Consider the following 15063-nt stretch of genomic DNA (forward strand, 5'->3'; position numbering starts at 1 on the left):
ATCATATATTTTAATGCTAAGACCGTATTTTTATTTATTTCGTAATTTTTTGCAGAACTGCTTAAAATATTTAAAAAAACTTTTTCTTAACCCCAAATATTTTTTTAAAGTTGTATCTAGTCTTAAATCAAAAGAAAGTAAAAAAATTTTTCTTTCAATGTTTCAACCGAAGGAAATAACACCATTAATATATCACATTTGGCTTAAGAAATATGATATAAAATCAAAAGACTATCCAGTATTCAAAAGTATAACCAGTTCATGGCATAAACCCCCCCTTATTTCCATTATTATGCCTGTATATAATCCAGACCCAAAGCATCTCATAGAAGCAATCGAGAGTGTTAAAAAACAGGTTTATCCCCATTGGCAATTATGTATCGCTGATGATGCTTCCTCAGAAACTTCCGAGATAAAAGATATTATAAGTAGTTACGAGAAAAATGATTCACGTATCAAAGTAATTTTTCGTAGCCGTAATGGTCATATTTCTGCGGCGAGTAACTCCGCATTGAGCTTGGCAACGGGAGAATTTGTTGCATTACTAGATCATGATGATGTGTTGAATCCATTGGCTCTTTGGTTTGTTGCCGAAGCTATTATAAAAAATCCTAATGTAGGTCTAATTTACACTGACCATGATAAATTATCGCTAAATGGAAAGCATTGCGAACCATATTTTAAGTGCGATTTTAATCTTGAATTAATGTTAGCACATAATTTAGTCGCTCACTTATCCTGTTATCGTCTTAATTTAGTCAATGAAATTGGCGGTTTTAGAGAAGGATTTGAAGGAGCTCAAGATTATGATCTTGCATTGAGGTGTATTGAACGTCTCGCACCTGAGCAAATTATTCATATTCCTCGTGTTTTATATCACTGGCGAATGTCAAATACAAGTACATCTTTCAGTCCGAAAACCAAACCTTATGCGGCTACGGCGGGAATTAAAAGTGTGTCGGATTATTTGAAAAGGAACAATTTACCGGGGATAGTAGTCCCACACCCTGAACTTGAAGGAATGAATCGTATCGAACCACAGTTTTCTAGTAGTCTCCCTTTAGTTTCGATTATTATACCGACTCGGGATAGAGTTGATTTGCTCAAACCTTGTCTTGATTCAATTTACTCTATGACGACTTACCCTTCTTACGAAATAATTATTGTAGATAATGGTAGCAAAGATCCTGAAATCAAAGAGTTTTTTACACATTTAGAACAAAAAGGAGTAAATATTATTCGAGATGAAGGAATATTTAACTACTCCCGTTTAAATAATCTTGCTGCAAAAGAAGCAAACGGAGAACTTCTGTGTCTTTTAAATAATGATACCCAAATTATTACTCCTCATTGGCTCGAAGAAATGGCATTTTTTGCTATAAAATCTGATGTTGGTGTCGTCGGTGCGAAATTATTCTATACTAATGATAAGGTACAGCATGGGGGTGTTGTACTCGGTTTGGGGAAACATCGAATAGCAGGGCATTCATTTACGGGTATATCGCCTAAAAACCCAGGATATATGGGCAGAGCAGGGTTACAACAAGAATTAAGTGCAGTCACCGGTGCTTGTCAATTAGTTCGTAAATCAGTATTCTGGGAAGTCAATGGTTTGGATGATTCCCTCGCTGTTAATTACAATGATGTAGATTTATGTCTTAGAATCCGTCATGCTGGTTATCGTAATATTTGGACTCCTTTTGCACAATTATATCATATGGGATCCGCATCTCGTGGCAGAGATAGCACCCATGAAAAGTTCTTCAGATTTCAGCAAGAGATCGAGTTTATGCGACAACGCTGGGGGGAGTTACTATTAAAAGATCCATTCTATTCTCCAAATCTCAGTTTAGAAAATGACTATACTTTTGCATACCCTCCTAGAAGTTTTTAAGTAAATACAAATCAAGATATATTAAAAAGACATCTTATGACGAAATCCTCTTTGCCAATCATTATCTGTAAAAATCTCCACAAAAGTTATGGTACTTTAGAAGTTTTAAAAGGTGTTAATGTTGAATTTCATCAGGGAGATGTGGTGTCAATTATCGGACCTTCAGGTTGTGGTAAAACTACATTTATTCGTTGTTTAAATCGTCTTGAAAGTGTTACATCTGGTACTTTACAAGTTATGGGTATTGATATTTCAGATCATACTATCAGTAATAGTAAACTGCGTCAGCTAAGAAGTAAAATAAGCATGGTTTTTCAACATTTTAATTTATTCCCTCATCTGACAATTTTAGATAACCTCACACTAGCACCCCAAAAAGTATTAAAAAAATCCCCACAAGAAGCAAAAGAAATGGCTTTACACTATCTTGATAAAGTGGGATTATCTAGCAAAGCTAATTTTTATCCCCAACAACTTTCAGGGGGGCAAAAACAAAGAGTTGCCATTTCCCGCAGTTTATGTATGCAACCTGATATTATTCTATTTGATGAACCTACCAGCGCTTTAGACCCAGAGTTAGTAGGTGAAGTTCTTACCACTATGAAACAACTAGCAGAAGAAGGAATGACAATGATTGTCGTTACCCATGAAATGCAATTTGCCAGAGATGTTTCTAACTTAGTCTTATTCTTTAATCAAGGAATTATAGAAGAAATGGGAAATCCCCATCAAATTTTTTCTCAACCAAAAAGTGAGCGTCTTAAAAATTTTTTAAAACGGACTAATTTTTAAATGACTTGTGTTCAATATAAAATGTTCGATCGCATCAATGTGTCAGATTTGAGTATTGAGTTAATGTTTTAAAAATTGAGAAAATGAGTAAAAATAATAAAAAATATTATGTTGTTTGGCAAGGTAGAAAAACAGGTATTTTTAATACTTGGAAAGAATGTGAGCAACAAGTGATCAATTTTAGTGGAGCTAGATATAAGTCTTATAAAACTCTTTTAGAAGCAGAAAGTGCTTTTAATTCTCAAGGACATACTACAGGAAAATCTTTACAAAATAATAGAAACTTAAATAAACTTAGCCAAGAAAAATTAATCTCTTCTTCTATCATTATGGATAGCATTTGTGTTGATGCTTCCTGTTTAGGAAATCCTGGTATAGTGGAATATCGGGGAGTTGATACTAAAACTCATGAGGAAATTTTCCACAAAAGCCCGATGAAGAATGGAACGAATAATTTAGGCGAATTTTTGGCTATTGTTCACGGTTTGGCGTATCTCAAAAAACAAAATAAAAATATACCTATTTACTCTGATTCTCGCACGGCTATTTCATGGGTAAAAAATAAAAAAGTCAAAACAACTTTAATAAGAAATTCAAGTAATAAAGAAATATTTAACTTGTTAGATAGAGCCTTAGAATGGTTATCAAATAACAGTTATTCTAATAAAATTTTGAAATGGAATAGTAAAGAATGGGGAGAAATTCCTGCGGATTTTGGCAGAAAATAAATGGGCATTGATGACTTTAGTTATGATTTTTTGTGAGGAAAAGCCAAAATTAGGAATCAAAGGGCAAGGGGCAAAGTTAAAAGGGCAAAGGTAATTAACCATTAATTAGTAATACAAATATCTAACATCTGACCTATCTGAGTTTGATGACAAAAGTATTGAACAATAAGGAGTTGAAACTTAGAATTGGCGAAATTTTCTCTGAAAAAAAATCATTAAATTGCGAAAAAATGTATTTAAAATCAATTTAACCGTAGTTTATGTCAACTATAAGCACTATTGCCTGTTACCCTTCTTCCCTTGAAAGGAAAGATACAGAAGGGTTTTTCCTATTGCCTACCTTAATCGACAATCTTGTATCGACTCAGGTTAATTTTTGATTCTGATTGACCATTAGTCCTGAAATGCTTAATAATAAGGTTTGGATTAGTAAGAGAAAAAGAAGTTTATGTTAAGAGCGGGAATTGTAGGATTACCAAATGTGGGCAAATCAACCCTTTTTAACGCTGTGGTAGCCAATGCAAAAGCTACGGCGGCAAATTTTCCATTCTGCACTATCGAGCCGAATGTGGGGGTTGTAGCTGTACCTGATGAGCGTTTGGAAGTCTTGGCAAAATTGTCGAAATCCCAAAAAATAGTTCCTACCCGTATTGAGTTTGTGGATATTGCAGGTTTAGTGAAAGGGGCAAGTAAAGGAGAAGGGTTGGGGAATCAATTTTTAGCTAATATTAGAGAAGTAGATGCGATCGTTCATGTGGTAAGATGTTTTGACGACGATGATATTATTCATGTTTCTGGTTCGGTTGATCCTCTTCGTGATATAGATGTAATTAATTTGGAGTTGTCTTTAGCAGATTTATCTCAGGTAGAAAAACGCCTGGAGAGACAGAGAAAACAGGCGAAAAAAGAGAAAGATGCAGGAGAAGAAGTGGTAATTTTAGAGAAAATTTTGCCCATACTCAATGAGGGTAAACCTGCTCGTTTAGTAGAATTAACAGAGGAAGAAAAAGCAATTATTAAACCTCTGGGGTTGTTGACGGCTAAACCTGTTATTTATGCGGCAAATGTTAGTGATGAGGATTTGGCAACAGGTAACGACTGGGTAAACCAAGTTAAGCAACAAGCAGAAACAGAAAATGCTAAGGTAGTAGTAATTTCTGCACAAGTGGAATCCGAATTAGTGGAATTATCTCCCGAAGAAAAAACGGAGTTTTTAGAGTCTTTAGGAGTTAGTGAAGGTGGTTTGCAGTCTTTAATTCAAGCTACTTATGATTTACTAGGATTGCGTACTTATTTAACCACAGGAGAAACAGAAACCCGTGCTTGGACTATTTTGGCGGGTATGACAGCACCTCAAGCGGCAGGGGTGATTCATTCTGATTTTGAAAGAGGTTTTATCCGTGCGGAAACAGTCAGTTATCAAGATTTAGTTGGCTGTGGTAGTATGACTGCGGCAAAGGAAAAAGGTTTAGTGCGCTCTGAGGGTAAGGAATATACTGTACAAGAGGGAGATGTGATGTTATTCCGTTTTAATGTTTGATGAGGAGAAAAGGAGATGAGGAGTTTTTGGGGATTAGGGAAATATTAATTAAACGCTGTTGCCCGTTGCGTTAGAAGATTAGTTCTCAAGATGCCCTTTTAAGCCTCTCTTTCAAAACTTTTTCAAAACCGTGCATGAGATTTTCACCTCACACGGCTCTTACTTGCCTTTAATATATCTTAAATAATCAAAGCAAAAAATAAGAGCAGAATAACGAATTTCCACCCTCATTGTTAATTTAGATTCTGATTAAATCTGCCTATAAATAGGTCTATTTTAAGCCAGTATTAGTGCCAGGACGACCAGTTGCTAATTCAACCTTAACAATAGAGCCACCCATTTTTTGGATTCTTTGTTGCTCTTTGAACCAGTTTTCGTAGGGAACTAATTTGGTAAAGTAAGTATTTTGTAATTCTCTTTGAGTTCTAATTCTGGTTTGACTTGGAACACAAGCTGTTACTTTAAACATTCTCATGGGGCAAAGCTCCTTAAATAGTTATTAAAAACCTGAAACTATAATCTTAAAAAATTTTTGATTCCAGCTTTATTTCTGGATTAGTAATTTCAAAACTAAAATCTTATTTATATTATCTGACGGTCAGGAGTCAAGAGTCAATGCTAAATCAACTAAGCCAACAATTAGGTTTCAATTAAACTAGCACTCACTCTGGACATTCCTAACCTCAATAGTTAAGCCTTAAGCGGTTAATTGTGACTAAAATTTCTAGTCAAATTAGCTTAAGCCAGAGCAGATGTAGTCGAAGTAAACACCCATTTCTTTACCAGCGTCAGCACCGACTAAACTAGCGGTAACTTCTTTCATTGCTTGGATAGCTTGAATGGTGGAGCTAATGGGTACACCTAAAGAGTTGTAGGTTTCTTTTAAACCATTTAATACGCGCTCATCGAGAATAGAAGCATCACCAGCTAACATTGCATAGGTAGCATAACGGAGATAGTAGTCTAAGTCACGAATACAAGCGGCGTAACGACGGGTGGTGTACATATTTCCACCAGGACGAGTTACATCGGAGTATAATAAAGATTTAGCTACAGCTTCTTTAACGATGGTAGCAGCGTTAGCACTAATTACACTAGCTGCACGAACACGGAGTTGTCCAGTTTGGAAGTAGGTTTTGAGTTTGCCTAAAGAACCAGCGTCGAGGTATTTACCTTGTACGTCAGAAGAGTTGATTACGGCAGTAATTGCGTCTTGCATTGTTATTTCCTTTTTTACTTAAATGAACTTTTGCTTACTGTTTTAGCAGAGTAATATTATTGGTTAAATAGGAGAGAACGAAATAAAATCTCAATCCTATTGCATAGCACCGATAACGTAGTCGAAGTAAGTACCAGCTTCTGCTGCGTCTTCTGCGGACATTAAAGCGGTGGCTACTTCTTTCATTTCACGTACACTTTGAGCTACTGCACCAACGTCAGTACCTAAAGATTTGTACATTTCTTTTACACCAACTAAACCGATTTCTTCGATGGGGGTAACATCACCAGCTACTACACCATAGGAGATTAAACGTAAGTAGTAGTCCATATCACGTAAACAGGTAGCGGTCATTTCTTCACCGTAAGCGTTTCCGCCAGGAGAAACAACATCAGGACGTTTTTGGAAGAGGCGATCGCCAGCTTCTTTAACGATACGCTCACGAGCACCAGTTAAGGTTTCAGCGATGCGTAAACGAGCTTCACCGGAGGTAACGAATGCTTTGATTCTGTCTAATTCACCGGGGCTTAAGTAACGTGCTTCTGCGTCAGCATTCACGATGGATTTCGTGACAATACTCATTTATGGATTCCTCCAAATAATTTGTTAAATACTATTTATTAATTAAACCAGAAATTCCGTTAAGCTGGTCTGGAGATTTGAAAAACCCCATTCAATTTCTTGCTGAGTTTTTTCTTTTAATCAGTATAACCTTTTGAGGTTACTTTTACTGATTATTTTTTGTCAGAGGCTTAACATCTCTTCGGTGATTATTTTGCGATATGATGCTACCTTTCGCCTCATTTTCTTAATACTTTTTAACAATTTTCCTTCAATATATTTTGGTGGAGATAGAAAAAATAGCGAAAGAGATTAGGTCAAAGGGCAAAGGGCAAGGGTTAAAGGAAATATATTTTAATGGGGAAACATAAGGAGTAAGGGTTCATATTTTTATTTAACCTCAGTTCGGTTTTAGAATATCGGTTCAGGTTAGGTTTCAGGTGTCAGGTTGCAAGTGTTAGGGATAAGTTTATTAAACACTTTTGCCTTTTGCCCTCTTCATCATCACTCATAGATGAAAATTTAGCCTGAACTCAGGTTATATTGGACTCAGGAGACTTTGGCTATTTTGCAATGAATTACACCTCATCTGGCAATATGTTTAGGACTTCTTTAGGAGACAATTTATTTTTAAACCAAATAAGTTTATGGGGTAAATCTTTAAAATTGACTCCTGCTTTAGCTAGGTTTAAACGCTCGGATACTGCGAGGATTAAGTTGTTAGTTTCTGCTCGACGTACTTGATAAAACTTTTTTTGTAGATATTCAGGACGCCAATAACCAACTATTTCTAGTAAGAAATCTCTTCCATCAGGATGTACGAGACGAAAATCAGGAATCATGACACTACCGGGTAAGGGGATTAAATCGACTTCTCTTTCTAAACGCCATGGGGTTTTTAGTTTTTCCCATCCTTTAGCAAAGGATTCTTCTAGGAGACTGTCATAGGTTTTGTTGTTGGCATAGTGGGTTACTAAACCGCAGTTGTCGTCTAAAAAAAAATGACCTATTTTTTCTCGTTTACTGTAAAAGTCTTTCATCTTCAATTTGGCTTCTAGTTTCCATTTGCTTACATGGAGTAAGGCTGGTATCATTTTTGCTAGGGCTAAACCGTAACGATTACTGACTTTAAATAAACTGGTAGGTCCGTCAATGGTAATGGTAAATCCTGTGTCTGCATCTCCTTCGATGTATGCCATTAATTGAAATAATTTTAGATAACGAAACAAAAGTTTATATTCTCCGGGGTCATTACGGTGGGCATGAATGAGGATATGACTAGCACGGTAAAAAATGCCTTGTACTTGGGAGAGGTTATAGCGATGTATTAAAGTTTCTGGGGAGGGAGCATCAAATTCAGTTAAAATTCTGTTTTCTAGTAAGTCGGCATAAAGTCCTTTTTCTATTTCTTGGGGTAAAACTTCTCTATGTAGTTCTGCGGTTAAAGAAGATGCGATCGCATCTAGGATTTTAATGCGATTTTGCGGAATAGACGGTAATTTTGCCGCCGCTTCAAATACTTTTTGTCTTAATATCTGAGGTTCAAGAGGACTGATAATGTTAAATTGGGAAAAATTACTTTTGAGTAAATGAGCTAACCCTCTCTTAACTCGATAGTCTGGGCTATCCCCTTCTAATTCTTGCAGTTTTGCATCTAATTCTCCCTGAGTTTTGCCGAGATAGCTTTCAAAACAGTCTATTTGCTCCCACGCTAAATCAATAAAACGAGGCTGTAAAGGTAACTTTTTAGGAACAATAGTTTCTCCACTATAGCGGTAAATTAATAAATCACTTTTTAACATTATCTCAGTTTATACGAATTAGAATTTAACGAGTCTCTTTCCCTAACAAAAAATTGGAAATTGGGGGACTAAATTTTGTTCTGACAGATAATGAGAAATCTGTAAAATTTTGTAAATTTAGTTAAGATAACAACTAGAATAGTAGAATAAGTATCAGAAAAAATACCACTATGCAACCATCTCAACCCACTGAAAAAGAACTACTTAGGAAAATTTTATTGCCTCTGCTAGAGGACTTTAAATACTGGTTTTCCCGTTCTTCTTCCTTGTTAGAGTCGGAAAATATGCCTTTTCTTTCTGAAGAAGAACAAACACGGCTATTAACCAGATTAAAACAAGCTCAAGGAGAGGTTGAAACAGCAAGAATGCTTTTTAATGTCACCGATGGACAAGCAGGAGTTGATACTCAGGTATTATTACCTTGGCATCAATTAGTAGCAGAATGTTGGGATGTTGCTCGAAGGTGGCGAGAAATAAAACAAAAAGGTGAATGATTGATTAACAATCGGGTTGGTCTTTTTTTCTAAAATTTCGATATATAAAAACTATATAGTAACTATTGATAAGAGGTTGAAATGTTACATCTTATTTATATTTTAGCTTTTACGGTTATTGCTTTTTTTGCTATCAGCAACTTGATTCGCAGTTTAATTACCATTAGTGCTGATACTCAAAGGGGGGCTTGGACTGATACTCCTAGGCCTAGTAAATCCCGTCAAAATTCTCCATATCAGGCTAGTCATCCCGAATTATATGACGAAGAAGGTAAACCGATTAATGAGCCATTATTAGTAATTCGTTCTGTATCTGTAGAAGATGCAAGACAAAAGTTAGATTCTCTTTATGAATCATCTCCTAGTCAAACTCGCTCAACAGAAGATGAAAGTTAATTAGTAATCAAAGGGCAAGGGGCAAAGGGCAAAGATAATTAACAACTAAAAATACCTGAAACCTGAAACCCGAAACCTATCACCTCTTTCCTAACCCCTAATTATTAAAAATTGATTAATGAGAAGTAATTTTATTTCGGCTACTGATATTGATATTGCGGATTATATTGATTTTGCCATCTTACAACCAACAGCTACAACCAAAGATATTGAAAATGGATGTAAAGTGGCAATGCAATACAATTTTGCCTCGGTGTGTGTTTATCCTTCGGCGGTGAAGGTAGCGGCGGAATTGCTTCATAATCAAAAATCGAAGGTTTGTACTGTTATCGGTTTTCCTTCTGGGGGTAGCACCACTAATTGTAAGATTTTTGAAGCTCAAGAAGCTGTAGAAAATGGGGCGCAGGAGTTGGATGTTGTTATTAATCTTGGATGGTTAAGGGAGGGTAATTCTGAGTTAATTTATCAAGAGATGGCTTCTATTGTGGAAGAAACAGGACAAGTTGTTAAGGCTATTTTAGAGACTTCCATTTTAACCCCAACAGAAAAGCATTTAGCGGCTGAAATTTGTATGGATGCGGGGGTTTCTTTTCTTAAGACTAGCACAGGTTGGTTTGGTGGTGCTACGGTGGAGGATGTTAAATTTCTTCAAGAAATTACAAAGGGCAGAATTGAAATAAAAGCCTCTGGAGGTATTAAAACCTTAGAAAATGCGATCGCACTTATTAATGCCGGAGCGACTCGTTTAGGCACTTCTAAGGGAGTGGAATTAGTTAGACAACAAAAAAATCAAGAAGGTTAATTCAGGTTTCAACTAATTTCATATACATATCTAAAAGTTGCCCATTTATTCATATTAAGAGCATAAATATCATTATAGTTATTGAATAATTGTGGATTAACATCACCATTTTGATGAATGTCCTGTAATATAGATTTAGCAACTAATTCGGGATTTTCTAATATTATTATTTGTTCCATATCTTTTTTCATTTCTATCATTTTGTCTATATTTTTCAGAGTATTTTCAAAAGAGAATTGACTAACAATAATGATTAATTCTCCGATACCTTTACCTGCGTTAACAATCCATTTTAAAGGACTAGCATTTTCAGGTATAGAAATTTTATCTTGAGGGGGTATTAAAGTAGAATAAGGAGAAAAATATGCGATCGCTTCTCTGGATGAATTAATTCCTAAGAGTAAATAATATAAATCTTTTTCAGTTTCATTATTAATATTGATTGTAAATTGACTGCCTAAAGGAATATTAATTAGTAAATTATCTGGGTGAACATTGGTTGATTCATGGGGCTGATTTAACTTACTATTAAAAGTATATTTAGAATGAGTTGAAGAAATATTATCGTGAGTAATTTCTAAAGCAATATTCACTGGTAAAGTAGAAGAATATTGATTATATGTAAGGTTAAATAATTTAGAAGCAAGAGTCGTTTTTAAAGGTTTAGTTAAGCGTTTAACCGCCGTAGAAACTGCTTCATGAGGAGATTGAGGTGTTGTATTGGGATATAAAACTCCTGTGGGAGAATATAAGCCATAGCCGTCAATATTTCCCTCTTCTAAGGTTAATTTGTCAAGGATACAATCGGCAAAAGTTTCACCAATATTACTAATTGATACAACATTATCAATTACGCTCAAAGCACTTGTAGCGTCAACTTTTTCAATTTTTTCAAGAGTATCATTTAATGCAATATTTAGACCAGTATCTTGATTTATCACTCTGATATATTCCTGCAAAATGGTATTAATTTTAAGCAAGTTTTTATCCCCTTGAATAACAATTCCTTTTGCTTTGTTTCCCTGTAAAGAATTAATTTGTACAACAGCAAACTGCTCATTATGCTCAATTCTAAAACAAGAATTTAAACAATAATTAGATAATACTAATAAAGGAAGTCCTAGTAGCTCTAATTCTATGAGATTAGGTTCAATAATTTTAGTTACCATTGCTGAACCACGATTCTTTATTTCAAGGGGCAAGTGATAAGATAAAACGTCACTTTTATTGTCAGTAGTAAAATCTATTTTTTCTTTATTTCCGTGATATAAAGCCATTTGAGATGCAATATTTCTCATTAGGGCTAAGTTAGCTGTGGAAGGAAATTCTTGCCATAGGGATTGAGTTAGGTTGTATGTGAATAACCCAGATTTAAAATTGAGACTATTTATTTCAACAGAAATACTGTCTTGCGAAGGAGATAAAATTAGTCCTTGTAAAGGTTTATTTTGGTTGTTTTTAATAATTGAATTACTATTACTTTTGACTAATTTTTGATAAAATTCTTGCTCTTTTTCACTAATAATTAAGTTAGGTTGAAAATCATAAGATCTCAAAGATAATTTATTCCGAATAGTTAGGGGTGAAGGAATAAAACTGGTATCTAAAATAAGGGTATATTTAGTTGTTTTTAATGACTCTGCTAATTTGATTAAAGTATCTAACAAAATATCATCGACAAATGGATGAGGAAACTCAGAATCGGAGCGTAAACTATCATAAACTACTAAACTATCGACTAAATTGCGGTTATCATCACTGGAAAATAACTTAACCTGTCTGCCATAGCCACTAAAGTGGAAAACCACTACGTCATTAGCATTAGCTTGAAGGCAAAGATGTTCTTGAAAAGTTGTTAAAATATTTTCTCTAGTAGCTTGTCTATCAGTTAAAACAACAATATCTTCGGGAAAAAAGCCAAAACGATGAATTAACAATTGTCTTTGTAACTCAACATCCGTGACGCAACCATGAAGACTATCTCCATAGGCATACTGATTAATACCCACCAACAAGGCTAATTTACGAGTATTAGATTCAGCTAAAGTTTTACCATAGGCTGTAGTTGCTTGATATTTCCACGTATATAGAGAAGCGAGAGAGAATCCTACTCCTTGTAGAAAATTGCGTCTGGAAAAATTAATCATTGAGCTTTTTTTTGATTGGATTAGGGTGAGAAAATCTTACTAGAGAAATAAGTAAGTTAGTAATAAATGAAAACTAATGGCAATATTTGTAGTCTAATTAGCTGAAATAATCCTAGCAAAATTAGAGATATTTTTCAGCTATGGCAATTTCGATTAAAATTTTTTCCCCTCACTTTGAATATTTCTCCCAACAGACGAGGATAAATTTTTCCGATAATCTTAGATGGAAATAGAATTCAAGTTTACGGAATAGAATGTATTTTTTCTCATAAGCCGACTAATTCTAAGTAGCTAGATATTAGATAATCTCCCCAAAACATCGTGATAATTGCACCTATGACTAGATAAGGTCCGAAAGGCATGGGTTGTCCTTTTTTCATCAACCGAAATGCGATCGCACCTATGCCAACAATTGTACCTACAGCACAAGCCAAAAAACCAGTTATTAAAACTCCTTGCCATCCTAACCATACTCCTATCATACTTGCTAACTTGGGATCACCACCCCCCATTGCCGCCTTACCAAATACGATACTACCAACAATTAAAATAGTATCAAATAACCAAATTCCCACTACACCGCCAACGATAGCAGAAAACAAAGATAAAACTAAACTTTTGACACTTCCATCACTGAGGTTAAAACCCAACCATCCTTGCCAAAATAAACCCAAAACCAATCCTGATTGAGTGAGAGAATTAGGTAAAGTCATGGTATCAAAATCGATTAACGCCAAAGCAATTAACCAACTAATAAAAGTCATATAACCCAGAGTTAACCAAGAGAAACCAAAATGCTGAAAAATCAAAACGAAGAAAAAACCCGTCATTGCTTCAATCAAAGGATAGCGAGGAGAAATAGGGGTATGACACCAACGACATTTACCCTTTAACCATAACCAACCAACCACAGGAATATTCTCAGTTTTACCAAGGGGGTGCTTACATTTGGGGCATCGAGATGGAGGATAAACAAGAGAAATCTTTTCTGGGATACGATAAATTACCACATTAAGAAAACTACCAATAGATGCACCAAAACTGAATACTATTAACAGAGTCAAAAAATTAGCCACGAATTCAATCAGTAATTAGAAGTTAAAAAGGTAACGATACACAGGGCAGAAGTAATTAATTAGTTTCTCCCCAATACCCTAATACCCTAATACCCTAATACCCTAAGCCCATACTTGCCAAAACCTACCTCAACCTAACATCGTAAATAAGTGTTTAAGCTAATTACTAAACCATAATATCAAACTCTGCAATGCACCGATAAAAACTCCTAAAACACCACCTAAATTGACAATGGCTTGTAATTCACTTTTAACAATACTTTGGGTTGCTACTTCTAATTGTTCAGGGCTTGTAGCATTAACTCTATCAATGATAACCTGATCAATGGATAAAATCGGGATAGCTTCGGTGACAATTTTTTCTAAATCTTCTTCTAAATAACGCTCTAAAATTAAGGCTAATTCTTCACTGATTAATTCTAATGAACTATTAACCACACTGGAAGATTGTAAGCGATTAACGATTAATACTGAAATTTTATCCCAGTCGATACTATAACTAAATTCATGGAGTAATTCTACTCCTTTTTCCTGAAGATAATCCCTAACGGCATTATTAGTCGTTTCCCTTAATTGTTTGACGGTGGCTACGGGTAAATTTTGTAAAGATAAATCGAGGAAAAATTCTTTTAATCTCGTTCTAATTTCTAAGGATAATAATAATTCTTGAATTCTTGTATTAGCGGTTTCTTTATCATCCAAACAAAAACTTCTTAAACGACTTAGGGCATTTTTTACACCAAATAAATTGGCTACTACCCAATAAGTACCACTGGTTTTTTCTTTAAATCCTTCATCAATAACATTTATGTTTCTATCCGTCAAAAAATTAATCAATGCTTGTCTAATTAAGTCGGGGGAAAACACTACCTTTAAAAGCCAGTCTGATAGTTGTCTCGCTTGACTTTCATTCATTCTAAATTCTAACAAGATGCGATCGAATATTTGATTAATTTGAGTTTCTAAAAAATCCCCTCTTCTGGATAAAGTTTTTAAAAGTTTAGGGATTGAATCACCAAATAAATCTCTTAAAATATCTGCTAAAATTTTAGCTGTTTTTTGTTGTTTATCCTCTTTGATTTGTTTTAATGCTAATTGTAATAACCATAAAATAGCAGACTTAACTCTATCAATTTGTAAAAGTCTTTTTGCTAGTTTTTGCAATTCTTCTGGTGTTAAAAGAGAATTCATAATTGTATCGGAAACTCTTTTAGCTAACCTTTCTTGATTACGGGGAATTAATCCGGGAGTAAAAGGTAATCTTCTCCCCAATAAATGAATAGGTTTGTAAGGGCGAAATAGCATTTTTATGGCTAAATCGTTAGTAAAATATCCAATCACTCCCCCGGCAACAGGAGGGAGAATAATACGCCACCAATAATCAAATTCTATGGGCATTCCCTATGTGAGTAATATGACAACAAATTTGCAGATAAACGAAAAACAGACCAATCTTTTACCAAAAATTATTTAGCAGATGCTAAATTTTAATCTTTGAATTTATTAATTACTAATGATCGGTCACAGAATTAGTCTTTTTTAACAATTTTAACGCAAATTATAAAGATATTTCCCAATCGAAAAGTAACTTTACTATAAGTTGAATAAATTT

Annotated in this window: 14 protein-coding genes; 7 read left to right on the plus strand and 7 right to left on the minus strand. The window is 34.6% G+C overall.

The annotated features are described in order from the left end of the window. The first annotated feature begins 157 nt into the window (after positions 1-157). From Dongsha4_RS09300 to ychF, 4 genes are all read left to right on the plus strand, one after another. Positions 158-1894, plus strand: coding sequence for a glycosyltransferase family 2 protein (locus tag Dongsha4_RS09300; RefSeq protein WP_330202137.1), 1737 nt, complete (start codon positions 158-160; stop codon positions 1892-1894). A gap of 36 nt (positions 1895-1930) precedes the next feature. Next, positions 1931-2686 carry an amino acid ABC transporter ATP-binding protein gene (locus tag Dongsha4_RS09305; RefSeq protein ID WP_330202138.1) on the plus strand — a complete coding sequence of 252 codons (756 nt, stop codon included), beginning with the start codon at positions 1931-1933 and terminating at the stop codon, positions 2684-2686. 83 nt (positions 2687-2769) lie between these two features. Beyond that, positions 2770-3414, plus strand: coding sequence for a viroplasmin family protein (locus Dongsha4_RS09310; protein ID WP_330202139.1), 645 nt, complete (start codon positions 2770-2772; stop codon positions 3412-3414). Between the two features lie 448 nt (positions 3415-3862). Continuing rightward, positions 3863-4954, plus strand: coding sequence for a redox-regulated ATPase YchF (ychF, locus tag Dongsha4_RS09315; protein ID WP_330202140.1), 1092 nt, complete (start codon positions 3863-3865; stop codon positions 4952-4954). Positions 4955-5225: 271 nt separating this feature from the next. On the opposite strand, the gene Dongsha4_RS09320 is transcribed toward ychF, so the two are convergent. From Dongsha4_RS09320 to Dongsha4_RS09335, 4 genes are all read right to left on the minus strand, one after another. Next, positions 5226-5429 (minus strand): phycobilisome linker polypeptide, encoded by a 204-nt coding sequence (locus tag Dongsha4_RS09320; RefSeq protein WP_015219768.1) that lies wholly within the window; start codon positions 5427-5429, stop codon positions 5226-5228. A gap of 258 nt (positions 5430-5687) precedes the next feature. Next, on the minus strand, positions 5688-6173 hold the full coding sequence (apcB, locus tag Dongsha4_RS09325; RefSeq protein ID WP_015219769.1) for an allophycocyanin subunit beta: 486 nt from the start codon (positions 6171-6173) through the stop codon (positions 5688-5690). Positions 6174-6269: 96 nt separating this feature from the next. Next, positions 6270-6755, minus strand: coding sequence for an allophycocyanin subunit alpha apoprotein (locus tag Dongsha4_RS09330; protein WP_015219770.1), 486 nt, complete (start codon positions 6753-6755; stop codon positions 6270-6272). A gap of 557 nt (positions 6756-7312) precedes the next feature. Beyond that, a complete protein-coding gene (locus tag Dongsha4_RS09335) occupies positions 7313-8536 on the minus strand; it encodes a DUF790 family protein (protein WP_330202141.1) in 1224 nt (407 codons plus the stop codon). Positions 8537-8706: 170 nt separating this feature from the next. Here Dongsha4_RS09335 and Dongsha4_RS09340 point away from each other — a divergent pair, with 170 nt between their 5' ends. From Dongsha4_RS09340 to deoC, 3 genes are all read left to right on the plus strand, one after another. Next, positions 8707-9030 (plus strand): DUF2605 domain-containing protein, encoded by a 324-nt coding sequence (locus tag Dongsha4_RS09340; protein ID WP_330202142.1) that lies wholly within the window; start codon positions 8707-8709, stop codon positions 9028-9030. Between the two features lie 81 nt (positions 9031-9111). Next, positions 9112-9426, plus strand: coding sequence for a DUF2973 domain-containing protein (locus tag Dongsha4_RS09345; RefSeq protein ID WP_330202143.1), 315 nt, complete (start codon positions 9112-9114; stop codon positions 9424-9426). Positions 9427-9544: 118 nt separating this feature from the next. Next, positions 9545-10228 carry a deoxyribose-phosphate aldolase gene (gene deoC, locus Dongsha4_RS09350; RefSeq protein WP_330202144.1) on the plus strand — a complete coding sequence of 228 codons (684 nt, stop codon included), beginning with the start codon at positions 9545-9547 and terminating at the stop codon, positions 10226-10228. An 8-nt stretch (positions 10229-10236) separates the two neighbouring features. On the opposite strand, the gene Dongsha4_RS09355 is transcribed toward deoC, so the two are convergent. From Dongsha4_RS09355 to Dongsha4_RS09365, 3 genes are all read right to left on the minus strand, one after another. Further along, a complete protein-coding gene (locus Dongsha4_RS09355) occupies positions 10237-12375 on the minus strand; it encodes a caspase family protein (RefSeq protein ID WP_330202145.1) in 2139 nt (712 codons plus the stop codon). A gap of 266 nt (positions 12376-12641) precedes the next feature. After that, positions 12642-13460: a prepilin peptidase gene (locus tag Dongsha4_RS09360; RefSeq protein WP_330205413.1), complete on the minus strand. Its 819-nt coding sequence runs from the start codon at positions 13458-13460 to the stop codon at positions 12642-12644. A gap of 150 nt (positions 13461-13610) precedes the next feature. Then, positions 13611-14849 carry a DUF445 domain-containing protein gene (locus Dongsha4_RS09365; RefSeq protein WP_330202146.1) on the minus strand — a complete coding sequence of 413 codons (1239 nt, stop codon included), beginning with the start codon at positions 14847-14849 and terminating at the stop codon, positions 13611-13613. Positions 14850-15063 lie beyond the last annotated feature (214 nt).

The organism is Cyanobacterium sp. Dongsha4 (assembly GCF_036345015.1).
In the GTDB taxonomy this organism is placed as follows: Bacteria; Cyanobacteriota; Cyanobacteriia; order Cyanobacteriales; family Cyanobacteriaceae; genus PCC-10605.